Origin of the sequence: Lipingzhangella halophila, from assembly GCF_014203805.1 — a bacterium.
GTDB classification, from domain to species: domain Bacteria; phylum Actinomycetota; class Actinomycetes; order Streptosporangiales; family Streptosporangiaceae; genus Lipingzhangella; species Lipingzhangella halophila.
Genome location: NZ_JACHJT010000001.1, coordinates 1,995,969 through 2,021,954, shown reverse-complemented (window position 1 = coordinate 2,021,954; position 25,986 = coordinate 1,995,969). Strand labels below are relative to the sequence as shown.

Annotated in this window: 19 protein-coding genes and 1 tRNA gene; 4 read left to right on the top strand and 16 right to left on the bottom strand. The window is 69.6% G+C overall.

Annotated elements, in window-relative coordinates:
* Positions 1 to 9 precede the first annotated feature (9 nt).
* Together F4561_RS09130 and F4561_RS09125 are read right to left on the bottom strand one after the other, a co-directional pair.
* On the bottom strand, positions 10 to 1,755 hold the full coding sequence (locus tag F4561_RS09130) for an ABC transporter permease subunit (RefSeq protein WP_312885196.1): 1,746 nt from the start codon (positions 1,753 to 1,755) through the stop codon (positions 10 to 12).
* 296 nt (positions 1,756 to 2,051) lie between these two features.
* Complete coding sequence (locus F4561_RS09125; RefSeq protein WP_184583400.1) at positions 2,052 to 2,621, bottom strand: ANTAR domain-containing response regulator; 570 nt, start codon at positions 2,619 to 2,621, stop codon at positions 2,052 to 2,054.
* Between the two features lie 132 nt (positions 2,622 to 2,753).
* Here F4561_RS09125 and F4561_RS09120 point away from each other — a divergent pair.
* The 3 genes from F4561_RS09120 to F4561_RS09110 all read left to right on the top strand — a co-directional run bounded on the left by F4561_RS09120 (position 2,754) and on the right by F4561_RS09110 (position 4,998).
* Positions 2,754 to 2,840, top strand: a tRNA-Leu gene (locus F4561_RS09120).
* A gap of 117 nt (positions 2,841 to 2,957) precedes the next feature.
* Positions 2,958 to 3,710 carry a helix-turn-helix domain-containing protein gene (locus F4561_RS09115; RefSeq protein ID WP_184576642.1) on the top strand — a complete coding sequence of 251 codons (753 nt, stop codon included), beginning with the start codon at positions 2,958 to 2,960 and terminating at the stop codon, positions 3,708 to 3,710.
* A 343-nt stretch (positions 3,711 to 4,053) separates the two neighbouring features.
* Positions 4,054 to 4,998 carry a DUF1266 domain-containing protein gene (locus F4561_RS09110; RefSeq protein WP_184576640.1) on the top strand — a complete coding sequence of 315 codons (945 nt, stop codon included), beginning with the start codon at positions 4,054 to 4,056 and terminating at the stop codon, positions 4,996 to 4,998.
* A gap of 116 nt (positions 4,999 to 5,114) precedes the next feature.
* Here the strand turns inward: F4561_RS09110 and pyk are convergent, their stop codons facing one another.
* The 6 genes from pyk to gltB form a co-directional block, all read right to left on the bottom strand.
* Positions 5,115 to 6,542, bottom strand: a complete 1,428-nt coding sequence (gene pyk, locus F4561_RS09105) for a pyruvate kinase (RefSeq protein ID WP_184576639.1) — start codon at positions 6,540 to 6,542, stop codon at positions 5,115 to 5,117.
* Positions 6,543 to 6,613: 71 nt separating this feature from the next.
* On the bottom strand, positions 6,614 to 7,168 hold the full coding sequence (locus tag F4561_RS09100; protein ID WP_184576637.1) for a type 1 glutamine amidotransferase domain-containing protein: 555 nt from the start codon (positions 7,166 to 7,168) through the stop codon (positions 6,614 to 6,616).
* 128 nt (positions 7,169 to 7,296) lie between these two features.
* Entirely contained in the window at positions 7,297 to 8,199 is a 903-nt protein-coding gene (locus tag F4561_RS09095) for a prenyltransferase (protein WP_184576635.1), read from the bottom strand.
* A gap of 101 nt (positions 8,200 to 8,300) precedes the next feature.
* A complete protein-coding gene (locus F4561_RS09090) occupies positions 8,301 to 8,717 on the bottom strand; it encodes a DUF2784 domain-containing protein (RefSeq protein WP_184576633.1) in 417 nt (138 codons plus the stop codon).
* 190 nt (positions 8,718 to 8,907) lie between these two features.
* Positions 8,908 to 10,365, bottom strand: coding sequence for a glutamate synthase subunit beta (locus F4561_RS09085; protein WP_184576631.1), 1,458 nt, complete (start codon positions 10,363 to 10,365; stop codon positions 8,908 to 8,910).
* A gap of 34 nt (positions 10,366 to 10,399) precedes the next feature.
* Positions 10,400 to 14,971, bottom strand: coding sequence for a glutamate synthase large subunit (gene gltB / locus F4561_RS09080; protein ID WP_184576629.1), 4,572 nt, complete (start codon positions 14,969 to 14,971; stop codon positions 10,400 to 10,402).
* Between the two features lie 441 nt (positions 14,972 to 15,412).
* Here gltB and F4561_RS09075 point away from each other — a divergent pair, with 441 nt between their 5' ends.
* Positions 15,413 to 17,038: a bis-aminopropyl spermidine synthase family protein gene (locus tag F4561_RS09075; RefSeq protein ID WP_184576627.1), complete on the top strand. Its 1,626-nt coding sequence runs from the start codon at positions 15,413 to 15,415 to the stop codon at positions 17,036 to 17,038.
* Positions 17,039 to 17,568: 530 nt separating this feature from the next.
* Here the strand turns inward: F4561_RS09075 and F4561_RS09070 are convergent.
* From F4561_RS09070 to trpC, 8 genes are all read right to left on the bottom strand, one after another.
* On the bottom strand, positions 17,569 to 18,591 hold the full coding sequence (locus F4561_RS09070; RefSeq protein WP_184576625.1) for a hypothetical protein: 1,023 nt from the start codon (positions 18,589 to 18,591) through the stop codon (positions 17,569 to 17,571).
* A 128-nt stretch (positions 18,592 to 18,719) separates the two neighbouring features.
* A complete protein-coding gene (locus tag F4561_RS09065; protein ID WP_184576623.1) occupies positions 18,720 to 19,856 on the bottom strand; it encodes a hypothetical protein in 1,137 nt (378 codons plus the stop codon).
* Positions 19,857 to 19,922: 66 nt separating this feature from the next.
* Positions 19,923 to 20,942 carry a prolipoprotein diacylglyceryl transferase gene (gene lgt / locus F4561_RS09060; RefSeq protein ID WP_184576621.1) on the bottom strand — a complete coding sequence of 340 codons (1,020 nt, stop codon included), beginning with the start codon at positions 20,940 to 20,942 and terminating at the stop codon, positions 19,923 to 19,925.
* Between the two features lie 9 nt (positions 20,943 to 20,951).
* Complete coding sequence (locus tag F4561_RS09055; protein ID WP_184576619.1) at positions 20,952 to 21,965, bottom strand: DsbA family protein; 1,014 nt, start codon at positions 21,963 to 21,965, stop codon at positions 20,952 to 20,954.
* A gap of 166 nt (positions 21,966 to 22,131) precedes the next feature.
* Positions 22,132 to 22,653, bottom strand: coding sequence for a MauE/DoxX family redox-associated membrane protein (locus F4561_RS09050; protein ID WP_184576617.1), 522 nt, complete (start codon positions 22,651 to 22,653; stop codon positions 22,132 to 22,134).
* Positions 22,654 to 22,855: 202 nt separating this feature from the next.
* A complete protein-coding gene (gene trpA, locus F4561_RS09045) occupies positions 22,856 to 23,725 on the bottom strand; it encodes a tryptophan synthase subunit alpha (protein ID WP_184576615.1) in 870 nt (289 codons plus the stop codon).
* Positions 23,722 to 24,951, bottom strand: coding sequence for a tryptophan synthase subunit beta (gene trpB, locus F4561_RS09040; RefSeq protein ID WP_184576613.1), 1,230 nt, complete (start codon positions 24,949 to 24,951; stop codon positions 23,722 to 23,724). Before trpB ends, trpA begins: the two co-directional genes overlap by 4 nt.
* A gap of 196 nt (positions 24,952 to 25,147) precedes the next feature.
* Positions 25,148 to 25,954 carry an indole-3-glycerol phosphate synthase TrpC gene (gene trpC / locus F4561_RS09035; RefSeq protein ID WP_184576611.1) on the bottom strand — a complete coding sequence of 269 codons (807 nt, stop codon included), beginning with the start codon at positions 25,952 to 25,954 and terminating at the stop codon, positions 25,148 to 25,150.
* Positions 25,955 to 25,986: the final 32 nt, after the last annotated feature.

Sequence of the window (25,986 nt, the reverse complement as noted above, 5' to 3'; positions counted from 1 at the left end):
GTGCCGCCCCTAACCGATCCGCTCGCGCCGACCCAGCAGACCCTGGGGCCGAACCAGCAACATGATGATCATGATCGCCAACGCCCACGCCTGCATTAGCTGGTGCGGGAACCACAGCGTGGACATCATCGCGACCATGCCGATCGCGATACCGCCCACCATGGCGCCGTAGGCCGTGCCGAGACCGCCCAGGATCACGGCCGCGAACATGAGGAGAAGCAGATGGAAACCCATCTGCCAGTGCACGATCTGATGGACGCCCGCCAGTATCCCGCCGAGGGCCGAAAGGCCCCCGCCGAGGGTCCACACATAGAGCGTGATCCGGGCGACGTCGATCCCCGACGACTCGGCGAGGTCGCGGTTGTCGGATACCGCCCGCATCGCCTTGCCGACCCTGGTGAACTGGAGCATGCAGGCCACCGCCACGAGCACCAGCACCGCGATCGCCATGATGCCGAGGGAACGCGGCGCCAGCGCTATCGGCCCCAGGCCCACCATGTCCTGGACCTGGTACTCCGGGTAGCTCATTCGGCTACCGCCGAACAGCACCAGCAGCACGTGCCGCAGCAGCAACGCGACACCGATCGAGACGATGAACAGTTGGATCATCACAACGTTGCGCAGGCGCAGCGGCTGCCAGATGTAGCGCTCCATACCGGCGGCCAGCGCGGCGCCAAGGACCACGGCGATGAGCGCCGCACCGACGGCCCCCAGCCAGACCCCGGCCGCCAGCCCAACGAGCAGCACCACGCCTTGCAGCGGAAGGACCAGGTCCGGGGAAACGCGTCCCCGCAGCAACCGTCCGGCGGCCAGGGCCGCGGCGGCGACCGCCACCGGCACAAGCACGATGGCCGCGATGTCGAGAGCCTGTGACCCCAGCCCGGGGTTCCCGAGCAGCGAGACCCGCCACTCGGTGGCCTCGCCGCCGAATATGCCCACGAGGGTGGCGCCGACTATCCCGAGGACAAGGAGCCCGCTCTGCACGGCAAGGCGGACTCCCGGGGGAACCCGGTTACGCAGCACCAGCCCGATCCCGATCGCGAGAGCGACCGCGACGAGCAGCCCCAGGATCGAGTTTCCGAGGCCACCGGCGCCGGTGCTGAACAGCATCGCCATTAGCGCGCCGAAGGTGACCATGTCGCCATGCGCGAAGTTGATCATCCGGGTGGTGCCGAAGATCAGGGACAGCCCGACCGAGGCGATCGCGATCACCAGGCCGTACACCAAGCCGTTCGTCGCGACCTGGGCAACCTGGTGGGAGAAGGGGGCCGATTCGTCCACGTCGGGCGCTTCAGCGCCCTCTTCCGCCGCTTCCTCCTCCTCGGCGAGCTCGTCCTCGTCCTGGTCCGAGTCCTCCGAGTCTCCCGCGGGCTCCTCGGGCTCGATGAACCGGAAAAGGGTCACCTGATCCTGGCCCTCGCGGACACTCTTCTCTTGCTCGGCCCCGGGGGCGATCTCATAACCTTCGAGGTCGTCGGGGATGGTGTCCTCGTCGAGAACCACGGTATAGGTTCCCGGCTCCGGTAAGTCGACCTCCCAGGCGCCCTCGGTGTCCGTGGTCGCGGTTCCGATCTCGTCCCCGGCGTCGTCCGTGACCGTGATGTCGATTCCTTCGACACCACCGTCGGAGGACCCGGGATCGCTGATCTGACCGCTGAGCGTCTCACCGCCCTGATCGTCTGCGGCCGCGTAACCCGGGATTACCAGGATCGCGGCGATCACAGCGAGCAGCACGGTCACGAGGCGTCTGCTCACGCGCGCTCCTTGCGCAATTGAGGTTGCGGCGCTGGCGAGTGTGCCACGCGCCGGTCAATCACTGAATGGGTAGCGTGAGTTTAGCCGGATTTACCCGAGTTGTTCAGCTTGGCTTAGTCCACGTTGCCCAAACGTCATGGCTTCGTAGGTAATCGTGATCAAAGTGCGTCGCACGCGATCGCCGATGACCTGTGGTTTCTCCGGTAACGCACGAGACCCCGCCACAGCGTGACGGGGTCTCGAACGGGGGATGCGTCCACGGCGGCACGGCTCGCACCGCGCCATGCGGTCGCCGGCTACTCCTGCTGCTCGCCAAGCGTCTCGATGACGGTTTCGGCGACCTTGCGCATCGTGAGCCTGCGGTCCATGGAGTTCTTCTGGATCCAGCGGAACGCCTCGGGCTCGCTGAGCCCGTGCCTGCTCTGCAGCAGACCCTTGGCCCGCTCGACCAGCTTCCGGGTGTCCAACCGCTCGCGCAGCCCGCTGACCTCGGCCTCCAGCGCCGTCAGCTCGGCGTAGCGGCTGACCGCCATCTCGATCGCCGGCACCAGGTCGGACTTGCTGAACGGTTTGATCAGGTACGCCATCGCCCCCGCGTCCCGCGCGCGCTCCACCAGGTCACGCTGGGAGAACGCGGTAAGGATTACCACGGGAGCGATCCGCTCCTCGGCGATCCTCTCGGCGGCGGTGAGGCCATCGAGGACCGGCATCTTGATGTCGAGGATGACAAGGTCCGGCTTGTTCTCCCGGGCATGGCGTATCGCCGCCTCACCATCACCCGCCTCCCCCACGACGGCATAGCCGTCCTCCTCAAGCATCTCCTTGAGGTCCAGCCGGATCAGGGCCTCGTCTTCCGCGATCACCACGCGGCTCTGCGTCGTCGTCACGAACACGAGGGTATCGAGAACGTGTAGACTCCGGGACGTCGGCTGGCCCATCGGAGCCAAGTCAGCGCCGCAACCTGGACAGACGCGCAACGCACTGAATGTCCAGGTTATGCCGGAATGATGGAATCGGTAGACATAGCGGTCTCAAAAACCGTGGCCTGTAAAGGCGTGTGGGTTCGAGTCCCACTTCCGGCACCACACCTTTCAAGTGGGATTCCCCCCTTTCTGACCATCTGACCCACAGCCAGATCCGCACCCCGATTTCCTCTTGTGGATAACCGAACACAGGTTCGATACATGCTTCATTCTCGGAGCATGTATCCACGCGAGATCGTCGACAAGGCCCTTCGCCTCCACTCACAAGGATGGACTGACCGCGCTGTGGCCCAGGCATGCGGTGTCTCGATCCAGTCGGTCCGCCACTGGCGCAAGGGACGAAGACGCAATGGCCGGATTGACGCGGCGTCGTACTGCCCAATCTGCGGCGACGGAGAGCTCGCCGAAGAGGCGTACGTGTACCTTCTGGGCCTGTACTTGGGTGACGGGTACATCTCACCTTCGGGTCGCGCTAACTATCTCTCGATCGTCTGTGGTGACGTCTGGCCGGGGCTCATGGACCTGTGCCACGCATCCATGGCTCGAGTCCTCCCGACATCGGTGTTCCGCGTCCAGCGGATCGGCTGCACCGAGGTGAAGTCCACCTCGAAGCACTGGCCCTGCCTCTTCCCGCAGCACGGTCCAGGAGCGAAGCACACGCGCGCGATCGCGCTCGTCCCGTGGCAGACCGAGATCGTCGGTCGCCATCCCGAGGGCTTCGTCCGGGGGCTGCTGCACTCCGACGGGTGCCGCATAACCAACCGGGTCAAACGCACGGTCGCCGGAAAGGACAAGTGGTACGAGTACCCCCGGTACTTCTTCTCCAACAACTCGCGCGACATCCACGGACTTCTCGGGCGCTACCTCGACCAGCTGGGGATCGAGTGGCGGATGTCCAACGCCAACAACCTCTCCATCGCCAAGCGCGATTCCGTAGCGCGGCTCGACACCTTCGTCGGACCGAAGCGATGAGGCCGCTCCGCCACGAGGAGCGCTCCGCGCGGCCTCGCCCCAGGGGTAGTTGGGTGCCGGGTTCGTTCCTCTCGGTGTACACGTGCGTCACGCAGCGCTACACATTCGCCGGACCGAAACATTTGTATCTACCCCGCCGCGATGGTGCTGAATAGGGGTTTTGCGGCGAAATGTGACCCTGCCACCCGCATGGGCGATCACATCACGGCTACAACCTGGGCACAACCTGCTAGTACGGGCGCCAAGAACGCTCCGAGTCCCCGATCCTGGAATGCGGGAGGCTGCGGGTTGAGCGGCACCACAAAGACCAGAGTGTCGCGACCCGTTGCGAAGGGAGTAGCGGGTGCTCACCGCGGTGGCCGGTGTGATCGGGGCGCTGGTGATCGGCGCCTGGGCCGTCGTGGCATGGGGGTCGAGGCGCCGGCGGGCGTGGCTGATGGCACCGCTCGCGCTGCTGGTCGCCGTCCTCATCGTCGCGGGGTGGCCGGGATGGTCGTTGTTGTGTATCGCCGCCCTCGCCGCCGGTTCGTTCGCCGAGCTGGTGATCGGCGCGCGCGAGGCCCCCGCCGTGCGCACCAAGGATCCCGACGGTCCGCTGACCACCGAACGCTGGGCCGCGGCCGCCGCCGCGCCGTTCCGGGTGTCCCTGGCCGAGCCGTGGGACGAGGTGGTCCGCCCGCAGTTGCGGCGGCGCTACCGCAAGGTCTTCGAGGCGGAGTGGGGGATCACCGACCGGGCGAGCCTGCTGGAGATCATCGACCGGCTCTGGGCTGAGCTGCGCGCCGGGCACTCCGCCGACCTCATCGTGGACCTGCGCACCGGCGTCGCGCGCTCGCGCGACCCCGACGGGGAGCGGCCCGAGGAGCGGCTGCTGCTCACCCCGGACCAGGTGGTCCGGATCCGCGAGGTCACGGGGGCCGACGACTCCGACGAGACCGTGGTCATCGGCGCCTACCAGTGGTGGAAGTCGGTGCATCTGATCCGGCTGGCCTGCGGGGGCGCCACGCTCGACTGGCTGAGCCACGTGGAGACCCAGAACCTGCTGCGGCGGGTCGCCTCGGACCTGCAGCGCCGGTACGCGAGCTGGCAGCAGCTGGCCGAGGCGTTCCACGGCGGCTACCTGCTCTGGCAGGGAGGCGGGTCAGAGGACGCCGGCTCGGACCGGGTCTGGGCGGCGCTGGGGTTGCTCACCAGCGATCCGGCGAGCCCGTGGAACCTGTTGCCGTGGGACATGCCGCTGGAGCGCGTTCCCTACGAGAACGGTGTCTCCAACGGCGTTCCGCACTGACGGCGGGGTGCCGCCTCAGCGGCGGCCCGCGGCCCGGGAGGCCCTTCCCCGGGTTCGGCGGGTCGCGCCTCCCGGGGTAAGGGCCGTGCGTCGGGCGCTGTGCGCGCCGGTGGGGTTCACTTGTTCGCGATGGCGTCGCCGAGGCGGTGCACCCGCAGGGAGTTGGTGGAACCGGCGGTTCCGGGCGGGCTTCCGGCGACGATGACCACCCGGTCGCCCTTCTGGTAGAGGCCCATTTCGAGCAGCTCGCTCTCGACCTGGCCGACCATCTCGTCGGTGTGGGCGACCCAGGGCACCCGGTACGGGTCGACTCCCCAGCTCAGGCTGAGCTGTGCGCGGGTGCTCTCGTGCGTGGTGAACGCCATGAGCGGGATGGGCGAGCGGTAGCGGGCCAGCCGGCGTGCGGTCTCGCCGGACATGGTGAACGCGACCAGAGCCTTCGCGCCTATGGTGGCTCCCACCTCGGCGGCGGCGCGGGCGATGGCTCCCCCGGTCGTCTCGGGGATGCGGCTCAGCATGTGTGAGGCCCGCAGCGACTCCTGTTCCGCCGCGGCCACGATGCGGGCCATGGTCAGAACGGTGTCGATCGGGAACTCGCCGACGCTGGTCTCCCCGGAGAGCATGACGGCGTCAGCGCCGTCGAGGACGGCGTTGGCGACGTCGGACGTCTCGGCGCGGGTGGGCCGGGGCGAGTTGATCATCGACTCCAGCATCTGGGTGGCGACGATGACCGGCTTGGCCTTGTTCTGGCAGCGTTCGATGGCGCGTTTCTGCACCATCGGCACGTTCTCCAGTGGGAGTTCCACACCGAGGTCGCCGCGGGCGACCATGACGCCGTCGAAGACCTCGATGATGTCGTGCAGCCGCTCCACGGCCTGCGGTTTCTCGATCTTGGCGATCAGGGGAACGGTGACCCCCACCTCGTCCATGATCCGGTGCACTTCGTCGGCGTCGGCCGGGCTGCGGACGAAGGACAGCGCGACCATGTCGACGCCCTGCCGCAGGGCCCAGCGCAGGTCCTCCTCGTCCTTGGCGGTCAGGGCCGGCACGCTGACGGCGACGCCGGGGAGGTTCAGCCCTTTGTGGTTGGAGACGAATCCCCCGATGATGACCCGGGTGTGCACCTCCGTGCTGGTGGTCTTGGTGCACTCCAGCACGACGTTGCCGTCGTCGATGAGGACGCGGTCGCCGGGCCGGACGTCGCCGGGCAGGCCCTTGTAGGTCGTGGAGACCCGCTTGGTGTCGCCCAGGATGTCGTCGGTGGTTACGGTGAACTCGTCGCCGGGGACGAGTTCTACGGGGCCTTCGGCGAAGCTGCCGAGGCGGATCTTCGGGCCCTGGAGGTCGGCGAGGATGCCCACGCTGCGGCCGTGCTCCTCGGCGGCGGCGCGGACGTTGGCGAAGCTGGCACTGTGGTCCTCGTGTGTTCCATGGCTGAGGTTAAGTCGCGCCACGTCAAGTCCGGCGTCCACGAGCGCGCTGATGCGTTCCGCGCTCGCGGTGGCCGGACCCAGGGTCGCGACGATCTTCGCTCGTCGTGTCACGCTTAACACTCTAGAGCGTTTTCACCCGTGAATGGTCTAAACCAGGTTGCGACTCGGCGACCTCCGGGATGCTAGCGTGCGAACTCTTCCAGGATCGCCTCGTCGAACGCGGGAAGATCGTCGGGCTTGCGGCTGGTGATCAGCGTGTTCGGGCCGTTCGCGCAGATGACCACGCGCTCGTCGACCCAGTCACCGCCGGCGTTGCGGATGTCGGTGGCCAGGCTCGGGAAGGAGGTCAACTGCCGCTCGCGGACGGCGCCGGCCTCGATGAGGGTCCACGGCGCGTGGCAGATGGCGGCGACGGGCTTGGCCGCGTCGAAGAACGCCTTGACGAAGGCGACGGCGGACTCGTGGGTCCGCAGGAAGTCGGGGTTGGCCACTCCGCCGGGAAGCACAAGACCGGTGAACTCCGTGGCGCCGACCTGGTCGACCGTGCTGTCCACCGGGAAGGTGTCTCCCTTGTCCAGGTGGTTGAACCCCTGGATGCGTCCGCTGGCGGTTGAGACGAGGCGCGGTGCCGCGCCGGCCTTCTCCACTGCCGACCAGGGGTCGGTGAGCTCGATCTGCTCGGTGCCTTCCGGTGCGGCCAGGAAGGCGATGGTGCGTCCGTTGAGGTTGGCGGCCATGGGAATCTCGCTCCCTCCTTTGTCGGTCGTCTCGCGGTAGGCCGGATCGGCCCGCGTTCGCCCGCTGCCCAGCTCGGGTCGCCCTTACGCATGATCGTCGGCGCCGGTGCGGCCGCCGGCCGAGGGGGTCAGCGGACCTGCGGGCGCGAGGCCGAGCGCGTGCCCAGCCGGCCGTGGGCGCGCAGGGTCAGCAGGCGCCGCAGGGTGACGATGCCGCGCCACTCCGGCGTAGTGCTCTCGGTCCAGTTCTGCCAGCTGAGCGGCCACCCGCCGTCGTCCTGCTGCTCCTGTTCGAGGGCGTCGAGATGCTCCTCGATCTCGGAGTCCGCGAAGAGCCGGCGAGCGATGTGGTCCGGGCTGGTCACGAGGTCGAGGGGTTTGTGCACGTGCCCGGTGGCGGCCGGGTCGGACTCGATGACGGCGGTGATCATGGGGGCGATCCGGTCGATCTCCTGCCGGGCCCGCTGTTGGTTGGCGGCGTGCTGCAGGAAGGTGCACACTGCCATCGCCTCGTAGGGGTCGGTCCAGCGCATCGAGCTCACCCGGGACCAGCAGAACGCGGTCGCATGGTCCCGCCAGGGATGGCTGATGTGGTGTTTGTGCAGCAGGCCGGCGATCGCCGCAGTGGGGTTGAGCCCGCCGCTGAAGTCGGAGTACTCGCGCCACCAGGGAGCGGCCTCGGTGTGCCGGGCGGACGGCAGGACGCAGGGGACGCCCCCGTCGTCGTCGGAGACGCTGGTGAGGTATGTGCAGATCCCGTCGAGGATCGGGGTCGGCATGGTTCCGATCTCGTCCAGGTAGCGCAGGGCGACCTCGGCGGCGACCGGCTGGCTGCCGTGTCCGCGCAGGTCCGGTTCGAGGCCGTTGCCGTAGCCCCCGTCGACGTTGCGGTACGCGTCGAGCACCGTGCGGATGGGGTGGGCTGGTCCGCTCTGGAAATGGAAAGCGAAGCGGTGACGGTCGATCAGGCGTGCGTTCCGCATTACGAAGTGCTCTGCGGCGTGGAGCGCTTCAGGGCTATTCGTTGTCATGCCACAAACCTACGCCCAACTGCCCCAACGGTAGAATGGTTGGGCGTGCCGTGTACCGGCAATTTGCGTGCGTACACCGCGAGCGCCGGCGCGCACGGTCTTCAGGACCGGGGTTCCGCCTCGGGTTCGTCCGGGTCACCCCGTTCAACCTGCGCGGCCAGGACCGATCTGCGCCACAGGAGCAGAAGTAGGCCGCCCCAGGAGACGGCCACGACCACCCCGGCGGTGAACTGGATCGGCACCAGGTAGCTCTGCGGATAGATCACACCGACGAGATAGGTGTCGATGAATCCCTGTTCCAGTCCGGCCTGGCCAGCGCCCTCGCGGCCCCAGTTCTCAATGTAGGTGAGGGGGCAGGTCCAGCCGACAAGGGTGATCCCCAGGCCGTAGGCCGCGATCACCAGGTGCGGCCAGAACATTCGCGGCCAACGCCAGGCGAAAAACCCACCAAAGGCCACATAAAGGACAAAGGCGAAGTGCACGAGCATTGCCGCTTCGCCAATAATCCGGTATTCCATACTCCCAACGCTATTCGTCCAGAACTGTCAGGAGAAGGCCGCTGCGCATATTGTAATCACCCCGTATCCGACTCTGTTGGACAATGATCACATATGCCCAGAAAAGCGGTGCTGGTGACGAGCTGAGTCAGCTCGTCACCAGCACCTCTGACAGCGGACCGGCGAGCGCCAGCGAGCCAAACAACACTGCCTATACGAGCGGCCGTTCCGTGGGTGGGATGACCGCGGGCAGGGTGCTCGGCTGCTGGGTGAGGTACCGGTCGACACCGGCCGCGGCGGAGCGCCCCTCGGCGATCGCCCACACGATCAGCGACTGCCCGCGGCCCATGTCGCCCGCGCAGAACACACCATCGACCGTGGTCGCGTACTCGTCGTCGCGGACGACATTGCCGCGCCCGTCCAGCTCGGCCCCGAGCTGGGCGAGCATGCCCTCCTTCTGCGGACCGACGAACCCCATCGCCAGCGTGACGAGGCCGGCCGGGACCTCGCGCTCGCTGCCTTCGACGGGTTCGAAGCCCTTGTCGGTGCGTTCGACGTCGACCAGCTTGAGCGCGCGCACCCGGCCCTGGTCGTCACCCAGGAACTCCACGGTGTTCACCGAGAACAGCCGCTCGCCGCCCTCCTCGTGGGCGCTGCTGACCTTGTAGACCGTCGGGTAGGTCGGCCAGGGCTGGCTCTCGGACCGCTCCTTGGGCGGCTTCGGCATGATCTCCAACTGGGTCACCGAGGCCGCGCCCTGGCGGTGCGCGGTCCCGATGCAGTCGGCGCCGGTGTCGCCGCCACCGATGACGATGACGTCCTTGCCCTCCGCGGAGATGGGCGAGGTGGTGATGTCGCCCTCTTGGACCTGGTTGGCCAGCGGCAGGTACTCCATGGCCTGGTGGATCCCGTCGAGATCACGGCCCTGGACGGGCAGCTCGCGCCAGGCGGTGGCGCCGCCGGCCAGCAGGACGGCATCGTGGTCGGCGCGGAGCTGCTCGACCGTGATGTCCACGCCCACGTCGACACCGGCACGGAAGGTGGTCCCCTCGGCGCTCATCTGGGCGAGGCGGCGGTCGATGTGCCGCTTCTCCATCTTGAACTCGGGGATCCCGTAGCGCAGCAGCCCGCCGATGCGGTCGGCGCGCTCGTAGACGGTGACGTCGTGGCCCGCCCGGGTGAGCTGCTGGGCGGCGGCCAGCCCGGCCGGGCCCGAGCCCACGACGGCGACCCGCTTGCCGGTGCGCACGTCGGGCGGCTGGGGGCGGACCCACCCCTCCTCCCAGGCGCGGTCGATGATCGAGACCTCGACGTTCTTGATGGTCACGGCCGGCTGGTTGATGCCGAGCACGCACGCCGCCTCGCACGGAGCGGGGCAGAGCCGCCCGGTGAACTCGGGGAAGTTGTTGGTGGCGTGCAGCCGCTCGATGGCCTCGCCCCAGTCGTGCCGGTAGACGAGGTCGTTCCACTCGGGAATGAGGTTCCCCAGCGGGCAGCCGTTGTGGCAGAACGGGATGCCGCAGTCCATGCAGCGCGACGCCTGGTCGACGACCTTGCCGCGGTCGAACTCCTGCTGGACCTCCTTCCAGTCCTTGATCCGGACGTCAACGGGGCGGCTGGCGGGCAGCTCCCGCTCGGTGATCCGCAGGAACCCTTTCGGGTCGGCCATGGTTGTCTCTCCCTCCTCTCTGTGGCGCCGGGCTCTAGGACTGGGCAGCGGCCATGATGGCCTCGCCGACGTCGCGCCCCTCGCGTTCCGCTTCCGCCTGGGCGGTCAGGACGCGCTTGAAGTCGCGCGGCATGACCTTGCCGAACCGTTCCGCCGCCACCTCGAAGTCGGCGAGGAGCCGCTTGGCGACGGTCGACCCGGTCTCGGAGTGGTGCCGGCGCAGCACGTCCTCCAGGAAAGCGCGGTCGTCCTCGTCGAGCGGGTCGATGTCGACCATCTCGTGGTTCACCCGCTCGGTGTCGAGGTCGAGCACGTAGGCGATACCGCCGGACATGCCGGCGGCGAAGTTCCGGCCGATGCCGCCGAGGATGACCGCGCGCCCACCGGTCATGTACTCGCATCCGTGGTCGCCGACGCCCTCGACGACGGCCAGGACGCCGGAGTTGCGGACGCAGAACCGCTCGCCGACGATGCCGCGCAGGAACACCTCGCCCGAGGTGGCCCCGTAGGCGATGACGTTGCCGGCGATGATGTGCTCCTCGGGCGCATAGGGCACGTCCCGCGGCGGGCGGACGGTGATCCGGCCGCCGGATAGGCCCTTGCCGAGGTAGTCGTTGGCCTCACCGGTGAGGCGCATGGTGATGCCGCTCGGAACGAACGCGCCGAAGGACTGCCCCGCCGAGCCGGTGAAGGAGATGTCGATGGTGTTGTCGGGCAGGCCCTCGGCGCCGAAGCGCTTGGTGACCTCGTGCCCGAGCATGGTCCCCACCGTCCGGTTGACGTTGCGCACGGGCACGTCCAGCTTCAGCGGCTCCCTGAAGTCCAGCGCCCCCTCGCACAACTGGATGAGCGTGTTGTCGAGCGCCTTCTCCAGGCCGTGGTCCTGACCGCGCACCTGGTGGCGGTGGTCACCGGACCAGGTCGGCACCTCTGTCAGGATCGGGCTGAGGTCGAGCCCGGCCGCCTTCCAGTGGTCGACGGCACCGCCGGTGTCGAGCATCTCGACCGCGCCGATCGCCTCGTCGAGGCTGCGGAAGCCCAGCGCGGCCAGGTACTCGCGGACCTCCTCGGCCACGAACTCGAAGAAGTTCACCACGAAGTCGGCCTTGCCGTCGTAGCGCTGGCGCAGCTCGGGGTTCTGCGTCGCCACTCCCACGGGGCAGGTGTCCAGGTGGCAGACCCGCATCATGACGCACCCGGAAACCACCAGCGGGGCGGTGGCGAACCCGAACTCCTCGGCGCCGAGCAGCGCGGCCACGATGACGTCGCGACCGGTCTTCATCTGGCCGTCCGTCTGCACCACGATGCGGTCGCGCAGGCCGTTGCGCAGCAGCGTCTGCTGGGTTTCGGCCAGACCGAGCTCCCACGGAGTCCCGGCGTGCTTCAGCGAGGTCAGCGGGGAGGCACCGGTGCCGCCGTCGTGCCCGGAGATGAGCACGACATCGGCGTGCGCCTTGGAGACGCCGGCGGCCACGGTTCCCACCCCGGCCTCCGCGACCAGCTTGACGTGCACCCGCGCCTGCGGGTTGGCGTTCTTCAGGTCGTGGATGAGCTGCGCGAGGTCCTCGATGGAGTAGATGTCGTGGTGCGGCGGCGGCGAGATGAGGCCCACACCGGGCGTGGAGTGCCGGGTGCCGGCGATCCACGGGTAGACCTTGTGGCCGGGCAGCTGCCCGCCCTCGCCGGGCTTGGCGCCCTGGGCCATCTTGATCTGGATGTCGTCGGAGTTGGTGAGGTACTGCGACGTCACGCCGAAGCGCCCCGACGCGACCTGCTTGATGGCGCTGCGCCGCAGGTCACCGTTGTCGTCCGGGGTGAACCGGTCGGGGTCCTCACCGCCCTCACCCGTGTTGGACTTGCCGCCGAGCCGGTTCATGGCGATGGCCAGGGTCTCGTGCGCCTCCGCCGAGATGGAGCCGTACGACATCGCGCCGGTGGAGAAGCGCTTGACGATCTCCGAGACCGGCTCGACCTCCTCGATCGGGACCGGCTGCCGCTCGCCCTCCTTGAGCCCGAACAGCCCGCGCAGGGTCATGAGGTTCTCGGCCTGCTGGTCGATCTTGGCGGTGTACTCCTTGAAGATGTCGTAGCGGCGCGACCGTGAGGCGTGCTGCAGCTTGAAGACGGTCTCGGGGCCGAACAGGTGCGGCTCGCCCTCGCGCCGCCACTGGTACTCGCCGCCGACGTTGAGCCGGCGGTGGTCGGCCGGGTTCGCGGCGAACGCGGTGGCGTGCCGCATCCGGACCTCCTCGGCCAGCACGTCGAAGCCGACGCCGCCCAGGGCCGACGTGGTCCCGGTGAAGCACCGGTCCACGACCTCGCGGCCCAGGCCGATCGCCTCGAAGATCTGGGCGCCGGAGTAGGAGCTCACCGTGGAGACGCCCATCTTGGACATGATCTTCAGTACGCCCTTGCCGAACGCCTTGACGGTGTTCCGCACGGCTTTCTCGGCGTCGATGCCACCGATGACGCCTCGCTGCACCAGGTCGCGGACGGTGCTCAGGGACAGGTACGGGTTGACGGCCGAGGCCCCGTACCCGAGCAGCAGCGCGACGTGATGGCACTCGCGGACGTCGCCGGCCTCGACCACAAGGCCGACCTCGGTGCGGGTCTTCTCCCCCACCAGGTGGTGGTGCACGGCGCCGGTGAGCAGCAGCGACGGGATGGGGGCCCGATCGGCGCCCCGCTCCCGGTCGCAGCGGTCACTGAGCACGATGATGTGCGCGCCGCCCGCGATGGCCTCCGAGACCTCGGAGCAGACCTCGTCCAGGCGCTGGGCGAGCGCCGCGCCCCCACCGGCGACCGGGTAGGTTCCGTCGGCCACGAACACCCGGAACGCGGGGTTGCCACCGGGGCCGCCCGCGGCGGCGATCCGGGCCAGCTCGGCGTCGTCCACCACCGGAGTGGGCAGCACGACGCGGCGGCAGTCCTCGGGGTCCGGGGAGAGCACGTTCTCCTCGGCACCGAGGGCGGTATGCAGGCTGGTGACCAGCTCCTCGCGGATGGCGTCCAGCGGCGGGTTGGTGACCTGGGCGAAGCCCTGGGTGAAGTAGTCGAACAACTGCCGTGAGCGGTGGGACAGCGCAGCGACCGGAGTATCGGTACCCATGGACCCGATCGGCTCCGCGCCGGTTCGGGCCATGGGCGTGAGGATGATGCGCAGCTCCTCCTCGGTGTAGCCGAACACCTGCTGGGAGTGCACGAGGTCGGCGACATCCGTGGGCTCGGCGGGCGGAAGCTCGCCGAGCTCGACGATTCCGCGCTCAAGCCATTCGGCGTAGGGGTGCTCGGCCGCGAGCTCCGCCTTGATCTCCTCGTCCTCGATGATGCGGCCCTGCTCGGTGTCGACCACGAAGATGCGGCCCGGCTGCAACCGGCCCTTGCGCACGATGTGTTCGGGGTCGATGTCCAGCACGCCGGCCTCGCTGGCCAGCACGACCAGGCCGTCGTCGGTGACCCAGTAGCGGCCGGGGCGCAGGCCGTTGCGGTCGAGCACCGCGCCGACCAGGGAGCCGTCGGTGAAGGAGACGGAGGCGGGGCCGTCCCATGGCTCCATGAGCATCGAGTGGAACTCGTAGAAGGCCCGCACCTGCGGGTCCATCTCGGTGTGGTTCTCCCAGGGCTCCGGGATCATCATCAGCACCGCGTGCGGCAGCGAGCGGCCGCCCAGGTGCAGCAGCTCCAGCGCGGAGTCGAACGACGCGGTGTCGGAGTCGCCGGAGTTGAGGACCGGGAAGATCCGCGAGAGGTCGCCCGGCAGCAGGTCGCTCGCGAGGGTGGCCTCGCGCGCCCGCATCATGTTCCGGTTGCCCTTGACCGTGTTGATCTCCCCGTTGTGCGCGATGTAGCGGTACGGGTGGGCCAGCGGCCAGGACGGGAACGTGTTGGTGGAGAACCGCGAGTGCACGAGTGCCAGCCCGGAGGTGTAGCGCCGGTCCGACAGGTCGGGGAAGAACGGCTCAAGCTGCGGGGTGGTGAGCATGCCCTTGTAGGCGATGGTGCGCGGCGAGAGGCTCGGGAAGTACACCCCGACCTCGTGCTCGATGCGCTTGCGCACGCAGTAGGCGTAGCGTTCGAGGTCGATGCCGGTCAGCCCCTCGGTGGCGGTGCCGGTGCGCCCGCCGATGAACAACTGGCCGAAGAACGGCATGACCTCGCGGGCGGCGGGACCGCAGTAGCTGGGTTCGTAGGGCAGGTCGCGCCAGCCCAGCACGGTCAGTCCCTCGTCCGCGACGATCGCGTTGATGCGCTCGATGGCCGACGCGCGCTCAGCGGCCCCGGCGGGCAGGAACCCGATGCCGACCGCGAAGCCGCCGGCCTCGGGCAGTGCGAACTCGCAGACCTCGCGGTAGAGGGCGTCGGGAACCTGGGTCATGATGCCCGCGCCGTCGCCGTCCTCGGGGTCGGCGCCGGAGGCGCCGCGGTGGTCGAGGTTGCGCAGGACAGTGAGGGCCTTCTCGACGATCTCGTGGCTGCGACGACCGGAAAGGTCGGCAACGAAGCCCACACCGCAAGCGTCGTGTTCGTAGGCGCTCTCGTACAGGCCCTTGGGAGTGGACTCGGCGTTCGGCTGAGGAACTGAACGCTGTACCTGGCGAGCAGGCATCTACCCTCCTGTCGTCGTACGTCTGGCTTCACGGAAAAGCGCATCCGGGACGACATTGGCCCTGCTGCGTCAGCGGCGAGCACCGGCGATCACCGTGAACCGGTCGCATGGTGGGGCCCGGCGGGTCCCCACGCTCACATCCTCGTGGCGACGAGTGATCGGCGTACTCGCGAGTAGATCAAGTAAGTGATGGTCCAGCCCCATAGTAACCGGAGGTCTAGACCAACGGCCGCCACAGTGCGGCCGTACGGTTGCGTAACGCCCGCCACACATTCGAGAGACACTCCTCGAACCGATGGCGGGCAGAACGTGATGTTTCCGTACATCCACTGCCGCAAACATCCATAGCGGATGAGCGCGACCCGCGACAGCTTAACGCGTTCGCAATGCGCGCCCTGAGCGGGGTACGCCCAATCGCGCGGTACCTGGGATGCTTAACACGTGACCGAATCCGCGCCAAAGCTTGCCGAGCTTCTCGAAACCGAGGGCATCAACGCATCGCGCGTGCACCGCGTGCTCGCCGCGCTCGCCAACGGCGCCTGGTGGACGCCCCGGGAACTGGTGCGGGAGACAGCGGTCGCGCACCGCCTCGTCGCGGCCACACTCGACGCCCTAGGCGCGGAGCTGGACCAAAGGGGCGACGGTGCGGATGCCGGCGTCCGGCTCCTGCGGCCCGCGGCGCATGCCGGAAGCGCGGCGCGCCCCGAGCCCGCCGACCCGGTCGCGCACCTGCTCGAAGGGCATACCGAGGCGAGGGACGAGCTACGCCGGCTGGTCGCCGCGGCGCCGCGGTCGCGGCGCGATCTCGACCATGTCGCGGCCACGGCCGACACGGCGTTGCGGCGCGGCGTGCTGCTGGCGACACGGTTCTCGCTGGCCGGCGCGCACTTGTTGTGCGTGGGCGACCACGACCTGACGTCGCTGGCCGCGACCCTGGTGTACCCGGAGGCGCGGGCCACGGTCGTCGACGTCGACGAGCGGGTGCTCGAATACATCGACGACGCCGCGACCCGGCTCGGGCTCCCGGTCCGCTGCCACTTCGCCGACCTCCGTCTCGGCCTGCCCGCGTCCGTGCGGGGCCAGTGCGACATTGTCCTCACCGACCCGCCCTACACCCCCGAGGGTGTTGAGCTGTTCGTCCGGCGCGGCCTGCAGGGAATCGCCGATCCCCGCAAGGGGCGGGTGCTGCTCGCCTACGGCGCCAGCGAGACCACGCCCGCACTGGTCGCCAAGGCCCAGTCCAGGCTGACCCGGATGGGCCTGGTGTTCGAGGCGATCTGGCCCGAGTTCAACCGCTACCTGGGGGCCGAGGCGATCGGCGCGGCGAGCGACCTCTACGTGCTGCGCCCCACAACCCGCACACCCGCCGGGGACGGCGCCAGCGACCCGGCCCGGATCTACAGCCAGGGTGTCGCGGCGCGCGAGGCCAGCGGCGGGCTCGGCACGGAGTCCGCGGCCGCGGTACTGCGGCAGTCCGGAGCCGACACCGCCGTTGGCGCGTGGCCGCACGCCTCGCTGCCGGAGCACGGTGTGCGGCACGTACGGCTCACCACGTGGTTGGGGTCCGCCATACGCGCCGAGTGCGCCGCGATCGACCTCACGGGCGGCTGGGAAGCGCTCCTACCGCGGGCGGTACTGGCCGGCGGAGCGGAGGTGCGGGCCGTGGTGGCCCAGGACACCCCGCAGGTACGCGACGCCGCGGGCCGGGCGGCGCTGCGCGCGATGCTCGCCCCCCGCTTCGACCTGCGTTTCCGTAGCGGCGAACCCGAGGCCGGACACACGGTCGTCCTCGCGCGCGAGCGCGAGCGGGAGGATGACGCCCCCGCCATGCGGCTCCTCGCCAACTGCCAGGACCGCGCGCACGGCGTGCTCGCCAACACCCTCCGAGAGGGGCTCATCTCTGTCGCAGCCGCACTTGGCCAGACGCTGACCAAGAAGGACGCGCGATCCCGAGTTGCCGCGGCCGCGCCGTGGCTGTCCGGTCACACCCTGCTGGACCTCCCGGCACACCGCTTCGCCGACCTGAGCACCGCCACCGAGAGACTGGTGGCGGACCTTGCGGAATAGCTGCCGACAGGGGCACCGCGGGCACCGGTAGCTGGCCGCGGATGGTTGCGCGGCCAACGAGGGCGGCGATGACAGTGGGTGCGCCCGCCCCCAATAACCGCTACGGGTGCCCGCCGGTGACGCGCCCAACGAAAGCAGCGGAGGCGCCGGATGGCCCGGGAGCGCGTTCGTCCGTCGGGGCCCGGTGGTGGGGCGCGTCGGGGGTGTCTGTGGGGCGTTCTCGGCGCACGGAATACCCACAATCCGGGCATAGCGGGCGTGTGCGGCACCGCCACGGGGCGCGCCCACGCGCTCGCGCAGCGATCCGGCGCTACCTTCGCTGCTCTCGCTGGTCGCGGTACCATCGGGCACCCGCACCGATCACTGCGGGCTGGCCCACCCACCGTCCTCGACGCCCCCGTCGGGCGCTCAACCACGGGTCGCCAGGACCGGGTGACCGCGCCCCGGAACCGAAAGCGGAACACCCCCGGAACCGCGAATTCACGGCACTCGGAAAAGAACGAAATCCGCCAGGTCGGCTCAGGAGTCCGTCACTCGGCCGGAGCCTGGGGCACGCCGGGCTCGGTACCCCCCTCGGGAACCCCGGTCCCGGGCTCGGCACCGCCCTCTGGCTGGGTGGCTCCCGGGTCACCCTCGCCTCCGGGCTCCGCCCCGGCGGCACCCTCTTCGCCGCCGCCTTGCTCCAGGGCGTTCTCCAACTGGACCACCCTGCGGAACAGCGGGTCGCGGAAGTTGGTCAGGGCGATCAGGGGCGCCGACAGGTTCTCGCGCTCGTCGGCCCCCGGCGGGTCCTTCGACTGTGCCCAGGCGATCACCAGGTAGTGGCCGCTGACCGAGGCCTGCGCGGCGCTGTATCCGCCGGTGCCGAGATCGTCGAGGGACGCCTCGCCACTGGGAACGCTGACGAAGCCGGACGCCTCGGCGTCGGGGCTGTCCGGGGGCTCCATCGCCTCGGCGACCGCGGCCGAGGCGTCGACGTCAACGAGGTTGAACATGGCCGCGACGCCCACATGGTCATCGGAGGTGTACCCGCCAACCGCGGCCTGGGTGCACTCGGCGTCGGCCAGGGCCTGGCGGACCTCCTCACCCCAGACGGCGTCCTCGCAGGCGTCCGTGAACGTGGTGGAGGCCAGCTCGAAAGTGATCCCCTGGCTCTCGATCTCCTCATTGCCGCGTTCGAGGACCTCCGACTCGCTCAACGCGCGAGTGTCGACCTCGCGCGACGTCAGCGTCTCGTTGATGTTCCCCTCGACGTTGTCGATCTGGTAGGCGACCGGGCGGGGGTCGGGGGGACCGCCGGCCGACCCGCCCAGGAAGTACTGGACGCCCAGCACAACAATGACCACGACCGCAACCACGGCCGCGGTGCCCAGCAGCACCCGCGACCTCGTGCTCCGGCCCTTGGATTCCGTGCTCGGCTTGCGCCGGCGCCGAGTCCCCTTCGCCCCTGTTCGCTCAGGGGGCGGCGCCGCCAGCCCTTCGATGGAATCGGCTTCGTCGGGCTTCCTCCGGCGGCCGGTGGATCCGGGAGCGGACGACTCAGAAGGAGACACCAGAACCTCTCGAAAACGGTGCGGAACTGCTGGGGGGTACGGCGCGCCGGAGAGTGGCTCCGGATGACTGCGCGCCGGTGCGCAAATCCTAGTCCGCGCGGCGGGTTCTCGGCCCCGCAGGTCTGCTTCTAGTCCTCGTCCTCACCGGCGTCCCGGACCTCTTTGTAGACCGCGGAAGCGGCGTTCATCGCGACGACGTTGATCTCCGCCATGGCGGTGCCCTCCTCAGGGTCGCCGCCGTCGGTGCGCGCCACCCAGTACACCGCCAGGTAGTGTCCCATGACTTGGGTCGTCGCCTGGCTGTGCCCTTTTTGCAGGCCGTCGATGCTGGTGTCCTGCGGGAGGAGGAAGCCCGGCTCGGTGCTGCTGTCGGTGGGGTCGATCGCCGTGTTGACCGCCGAGGCGGCGGACTCGTCCTCCAGGTCGAACAGCGTGAACTGCGCCACGTACTCGTCGTCGGGGTCCTTGTACACCCCGCTCGCGGCCGAGGTGCAGGAGCTGTCGGCCAGCGTCTCGGCGAGATGGTCGCCCCACACCAGGGACGTGCAGGTGTCGGTGACCTCGGAGTCGCGCAGTGTGAGCTCGGTGTCGTCGAGTTCGAGCTTCTCGGTACCGCCGAACACCCGCTTCTCGGTGAGCGGCTCGGCGTCGCCGGGCCGCTCGGCGATCGGCTCGAAGACGTCGTTCTCGTTGTCCTCCTTGCCCTGGAAGACTTCCGGCACCAGGGTCGAGTGGCCCGGCGGCGGTTCGACGATGGCGGTCTCCGCGCGGTCGGTGCCAATGGGTTCGCCCGACACGAGCTGGTAGAGGAGCACACCGCCGAGCGTGACCAGCGCCACGGCGCACAGCGCCAGCAGCGTGCCCAGAACCACCGCTCCCCTCTTGCGCTGGCTCTGCTCGGCCAGCTTGTACACGACCTCAGTGGGACGGTCGCCCAGAACGGTGACGCGGCGCAGCGCGGAGGCCGAGAACTTCGACACGGGGTCGACCCCGCCCGAGGGGGCGGCGGAACGCCGGCGGCCCGCGCTGCTCTGGGGCGCCGCCTTGCCGCGCCCCTTCCGCGACGCGGATCGCGCCTTGCGGCCCTTGCGCGTGCGCGGAGCGTCATCGTCCGGGAGCTCTTCGGGGGCGTCGTAGTCGTCAGCGGGGTCGATCTCGCCGGGCTCCTCGTTCACGCCGACGTCGTCGACCGGGAGGTCCGGAGATCGTTTGGCCCGCCGCGACCGGCGTCTACGCGCGCGGCCGCCGGAATCGGAATCACTCACCTGGGTACTCATCCATCCAGCGCGGCCCGTGGAATCGCGTGACCTGTCGCCACGGGCCGCCCACACCTAGTCCTCTCGTTGCGCTCCGGCCGTTCCGCCCGCCTCGGTGCCGTCATCGCCGCCATTGCCGGGGTCCCCGGTGCGGCTGGGGGTTTCGGCCGATGCGGGATCGGTGTCGATGACCTGGGTTCCGGGTTCCCGGCTGATCGGCACCACCCGGGTGGAGAACCACTCCTGGCGGTACGCCGCCCACACGAAGTACGCGAGGGCCAGCAGGAACACGATCAGGGCCGTGAAGTTGTTCAGCCGGAAGCCGAGAATCTCGTTCGCCGGGTCGACGCGCATGTACTCGATCCAGGTCCGCCCAACACAGTAACCCATGATGTAAACAGCGAACAGACGACCGCCACCGAGGTGGTCCTCGTAGCGGCGGCCCAGCCAGGCCAGCAGGACCGCGAGTCCGAGGCACCACAGCGACTCGTAGAGGAACGTCGGGTGGTAATGGAACTCACCCGGGACCATGCCGGGGCGCATAAAGCCCTGCGGGCCGAGCGAGACCTCCAGGGCCCACGGGACATCGGTGGGCTTGCCGAACAGCTCCTGGTTGAAGTAGTTCCCCCAGCGTCCGAACGCCTGAGCCAGCGGGAGGGTCGGGGCGATGGCGAACGACAGCTTCGACAGGGACAGTCCGCGCCTGCGGGCCAGCCACCACACACCCAGCGCGCCCAGCGGAATGGCGCCCCAGATGCCCAGTCCGCCCTCCCAGATGAAGAACGCGCGGATGGGTTCGCGCCCCTCGCCGAAGTACAACTGGTAGTCGCTGATCACGTGGTAGAGGCGGCCACCGAGCAGGCCGAGGATCACTGCGGGGACCGCGAGATCCATGATCGTGCCCTTCTCGCCGCCCATGGCGGCCCAGCGCCGTTCGGACCAGAACACGGCGGCCACAACGCCGGCCAGGATGCACAGCGCGTAGAAGTGGATGGTCAGCGGGCCCAGGTTGAACGAGCTGATCTCCGGGCTGGGGATTGCCGCCAAGGCGCGGCCGCTGCCGGCGCCCGCGTCGGCGAACGAGAGTTTGGTCACTGCTGTTGCCTATTCCTCGGTTTCGGGGGGTGCGCCGGCGTCCTGGTCCCCGGACTCCGCGCCGCCCGAGGCGAGCGGCTCACTGGAGACCTCGCCCGGGCCGGCATCCTCGATGGCGGCCCGCAGGCGCTCCGGCGAGAACGCGGTGTCCTGGTCGACGAGCTGGCCATTGATGTAGACACTCGGCGTGCTACTGAACTGGTTCTCTCCCTCGTACCTCGCGTCAGCGGCGTCTGTGGCGTCCAGGACCTCCTTGACGAAACTGCCGTCGAGGAAGGAGCTGTCGATGCCCTGCTCGTTGCCCCATTCCATCAGCTCGGACATGGTCATCGAGCCAAGCTGCTCCTCGCTCAGGTCCTCCTGTGCCGCCGAGGTGAGCTCCTGAGAGTAGTCGGCGTACTGGTTGGCGACCTCGCTCTCGCTGTCGACCCGTTCGGCGAACTCGGCGGAGTCGATCCCTACGTCGGTGCCCCACTCTTTGAGGTCGTCGGCCGAGAAACCCTCCTGGCCCTCGGGCGGCTGGTTGGCGAAGAGGATGTCGTTGTACTCGACGAACTTGCCGTGGTCGGCCGCGGCTCGCGCGGCCGCGGCCGCGCGCAGCGAGTTGGGGCCGAGCGGGGCCGGCCGCTGCGCGAAAATGCTGACCGGGCGGAAGTGCACGACCGCCGAGCCCTCGCCGGCCATCTCCAGCAGCGTCGGGCCGCTCGCCTCCTCGAACTTCTGGCAGGCAGGGCACTGGAAGTCGGCGTAGACCTCGACGACGGGAGCCGACTCGTCCGCACCCACAACGACGCTGCCGTCCTGCTGCACGGTCTGCTCGGGCAGCGCCGCGTAGAGGTCCTCTCTGTCGGAGTCGGGCCCTCCGCTGTTCATCACCAGGTACCCCACGCCCACGACGAGGAGCACCACCACAGCGGCGGCGCCGACGACCGCGAGGACCCGGTTGCGTTGGGCCCGCTTCTGCTCCCTGAGCCGCTCCTGTTTGATTCGCTCGCGAGCCGCTTCCCGCGATGCCTTGCCCATCAGCCGATCACCGTTTCCGATTGCTCTGTGTCCGGCGGCACCAGGGACCGCCGCCGCCCGCGGGCGGCGCAGCGGCGCGTGCCGCGACCTGTTCGAGGTGCGCGCGACTGGCCGGTGCGCGGGAACGCGCGTGCCGCCCCGGCCGGACCCCGCGCCGGAGTACCGGTCACCGGTAGAGCCCGAAAAGCCGGTCGAGCGCGAAGGGAGAGCGCGGCCAGACCATGACGATACCGGCCAGTGCCAGGAACCCGACATCGCGGGCGATGTCGAGCCCGTACCGCGTCTCCTCGGCGCCGACCTCACCCCCCGTACCGAAGCAACCGCAGTCGATGGCCAACCCGCGTGTCCACGCCGAGACGATCCCGGCGATGAAGACGATCATGAGCAGCCCGGCCACCGCCCCGACGTACCGCGTGGCCAGCCCGACCACGAGCAGCAGCGCGAGCGCGAACTCGAACAGCGGCAGGGTGTAGCCGATGAACTCCGCGACTCCCGGCGAGAACAACTGGTAGGCCTCGACGGACTGCACGGACAACTCTGGAATCCGCTTGGAGTACGCGGCGAAGCCCAGCACCCCGGCGAGCCCGAGCCGCGCGAGCAGGCTCACCCACGGTTGGGCGAGTGTCCACCGTGCGGCCCACGGCGTGACCGCGGGAGGACTTGCCGGGTGCTGCTCACGCGTGTCCATCGTGCGTATCCCTCGGGCTATACAACCGCGTACCGGTTCCTGCGCGCCCTCAGGCCCCGGCGGCGGGGCCCGGCGCACCGCACCAGATCCTACTTTGTGTCGCGACCTTGTGACGCTGTGTTTTAGAAGTCCGCCACCGCGCCACCGGGTCGGCCGGATACACGGAGCGCGGCGCGCTCCGAGCGCACGACGAGGGACCGTCTCACGCCCGCGGGCCGGCCCCTGGTTCGCGGACCGGTGCGTGGGCGCACCCCCAGGCTAGTTCCTCAGCGAAGCCGCGCACCGCCGCCAGCCCTGACTCCAGGTCAGGGGCGTCGATGATCCGCTGGCAGAAGCCAGCGCCCACGATCACGCCGTCGGCGTAGCCGGCGACCTCCGCCGCCTGCTCGCCGTTGGAGATCCCGAGACCGACGCAGACGGGCAGGCCCGTCTCGCCGGTCGCCTCGCGGGTGCGCAGGACCAGGCGCTCCGCGGTGTCGGCGACCTGAGCGCGGGTGCCCGTGACCCCCATTAGCGAGGCCGCGTACACGAACCCGCGGCAGACATCGGTGGTCAACCGCAGCCGCTGCTCGGTGGAGGAGGGGGCCACCAGGAAGACCCGGTCCAGCCCCGCGGCGTCGGAGGCCTCGATCCACTCCCCCGCCTCCTCGGGCAGCAGGTCCGGAGTGATGAGTCCGGAGCCGCCCGCCGCCGCGAGGTCCGTGGCGAACCGGGCGACGCCGTACCGGTCGATGGGGTTCCAGTAGGACATCACCAGGGCGGCTGCCCCGGTTTCGGCGGTCGCCTCGACCACGCGCAGTACGTCCGCGGGTTTGGTGCCCGCCGCCAGCGCGCGGTCGGCCGCCCGCTGGATGGTCGGCCCGTCCATGCTCGGGTCGGAGTAGGGAAACCCGACCTCAACGATGTCGCAGCCGCCCTCGACCATGGCCTGGATGATCCGGATGGACGAGTCGACGTCGGGGAACCCGGCCGGCAGGTACCCGATGAGCGCCGCCCTGCCGTCCGCCTTCGCCCCCGCCAGCTTCGCCGCCAGCGCTGTGTTCGGCTCCGATGCCGTCCGCTCCCCGCTCAACGCTGCTCCCCCTGCTCGTCCACGAACCCGAAGTAGGTCGCGGCGGTCTCGATGTCCTTGTCGCCGCGGCCCGAGAGGTTGACCACGATCACCGCGTCCGGCCCCAGTTCGGCACCGATCCGGCGGGCGCCGGCCAGCGCGTGCGCGCTCTCGATGGCCGGGATGATGCCTTCCTTCCGGCAGAGGAGCCGGAACGCCTCCATGGCCTCGTCATCGGGGACCGGCACGTAGCGCGCGCGGCCGCTGTCGGCGAGCGCGGCGTGTTCCGGCCCGACAGCTGGATAGTCCAGGCCCGCCGAGATGGAGTGGCTCGGCACGGTCTGGCCGTGCGTGTCCTGCAGCACGTAGGTGCGGGTGCCCTGGAAGATACCGGGCGCGCCGCCGGTGATGGACGCGGCGTGCCGACCGGTGTCCAGGCCGTCGCCGCCGGCCTCGAAACCGTAGAGCCGGACGTCCGGGTCGCCGATGAACGCGGCGAAGATGCCGATGGCGTTGGACCCGCCGCCGACGCATGCCGCGACCGCGTCGGGAAGCCGCCCGGTGAGCTCCAGCACCTGGGTGCGGGTCTCTTCGCCGATCACGTAGTGCAGGTCGCGCACCATCGTCGGGAACGGGTGCGGGCCCGCGACCGTGCCGAGCAGGTAGTGCGTGTGGTCGACATTGGCGACCCAGTCGCGGAACGCCTCGTTGATGGCGTCCTTGAGCGTGCGGCTGCCGATCGTGACCGGGACGACCTCGGCGCCGAGCATGCGCATACGGGCGACGTTGAGGGCCTGGCGCCGGGTGTCCTCCTCGCCCATGTAGATGACGCAGTCGAGCCCGAGAAGCGCGCAGGCGGTGGCGGTGGCGACGCCGTGCTGGCCGGCGCCGGTCTCGGCGATGACGCGGGTCTTGCCCATGCGCTTGGTCAGTAGTGCCTGACCGAGCACGTTGTTGATCTTGTGCGATCCGGTGTGGTTCAGGTCCTCGCGCTTGAGTAGGACGCGCGCCCCGCCGCACTCGGCGGAGAAACGGGAGGCCTCGCTCAGTGGGCTGGGCCGGCCCGTGTAGTCGCGCAGGAGCCGCCGAAGCTCCCCCTGGAACTCGGGGTCGTTCCGGGCCTTGTCCCACTCCACGGCGACGCCGTCGAGCGCGGCGACAAGTGCCTCGGGGCTGAAGCGGCCGCCGTAACGACCGAAGTGGCCTCCCGCGTCAGCGGACGGGGAAGGTTCGGGTGCGATGCTCATGATCTCTCCAGGACGCCATCCGGGTGGCGCGGTGGTTCTGCTCTGTCGGTCACAACGGCCCGCACGGCGCCGCCAGTGGGCGCGTGCGCTCCGGGGTCTGGGGCCTTACGGGGAGCCCGCTCGCAGCGGCACGGGCTCCCTAGCGCCATCGGCGCCCGGCCGGACCGACCATCCACGCGTTCCTGGTCATGACTTATCAGCGCCGATCCCGTAGCGCCGGGTGGGCACCGGCGGTCACCAGGTCGGCCACGGCCTCGCGCGGCTTGCCGCCCCGCACCAGGCTCTCGCCCACGAGTACCGCGTCGGCGCCGTAGCCCGCGTAGGCCAGCAGGTCGTGCGGTCCGCGAACCCCGGACTCGGCGATCTTGACCCGGTCGTCGGGGATGAGCGGGGCCAGCTTGGCGAAGGTCTCCCGGTCGACCTGGAGGGTCTTGAGATCGCGGGCGTTCACCCCGATGACGGTGGCGCCGGCGTCGAGGGCGCGCTGGACCTCGTCGGCGGTGTGCACCTCGACCAGCGGAGTGAGGCCGAGCGAACCGGCCCGCTCCACCAGCGAGACGAGGGCGTCCTGCTCCAGCGCTGCGACGATCAGCAGCACCGCGTCAGCGCCGTGGACCAGGGCCTCCCACAACTGGTACGCACTGACCACGAAGTCCTTGCGCAGCAGTGGAGTGTCGACCGCGGCGCGCACGGTGCCCAGGTCCGCCAGGCTTCCGTGGAACCACCGCTGCTCCGTCAGGACACTGATCAGGCAGGCGCCGCCGGCGGAGTAGTCGCGCGCGAGCGCGGCCGGGTCGTCGATCTTCGCCAGGTCCCCCTTGGAGGGGCTGGAACGCTTGACCTCGGCGACCACCTGCACACCGGGGCGGCGCAGCGCGGCCACGACGTCCTTGGGCCGCGGCGCGGACTCGGCCTTCTCCTTGAGCCGGTCCAGAGGCATGGCGGCCTGCCGATCGGCGAGATCGGCGCGTACTCCATCGAGGATCTCGTCGAGCACGCTCACGTGGGACTGCCCCCTCCAGTAGCCGGTGCCAT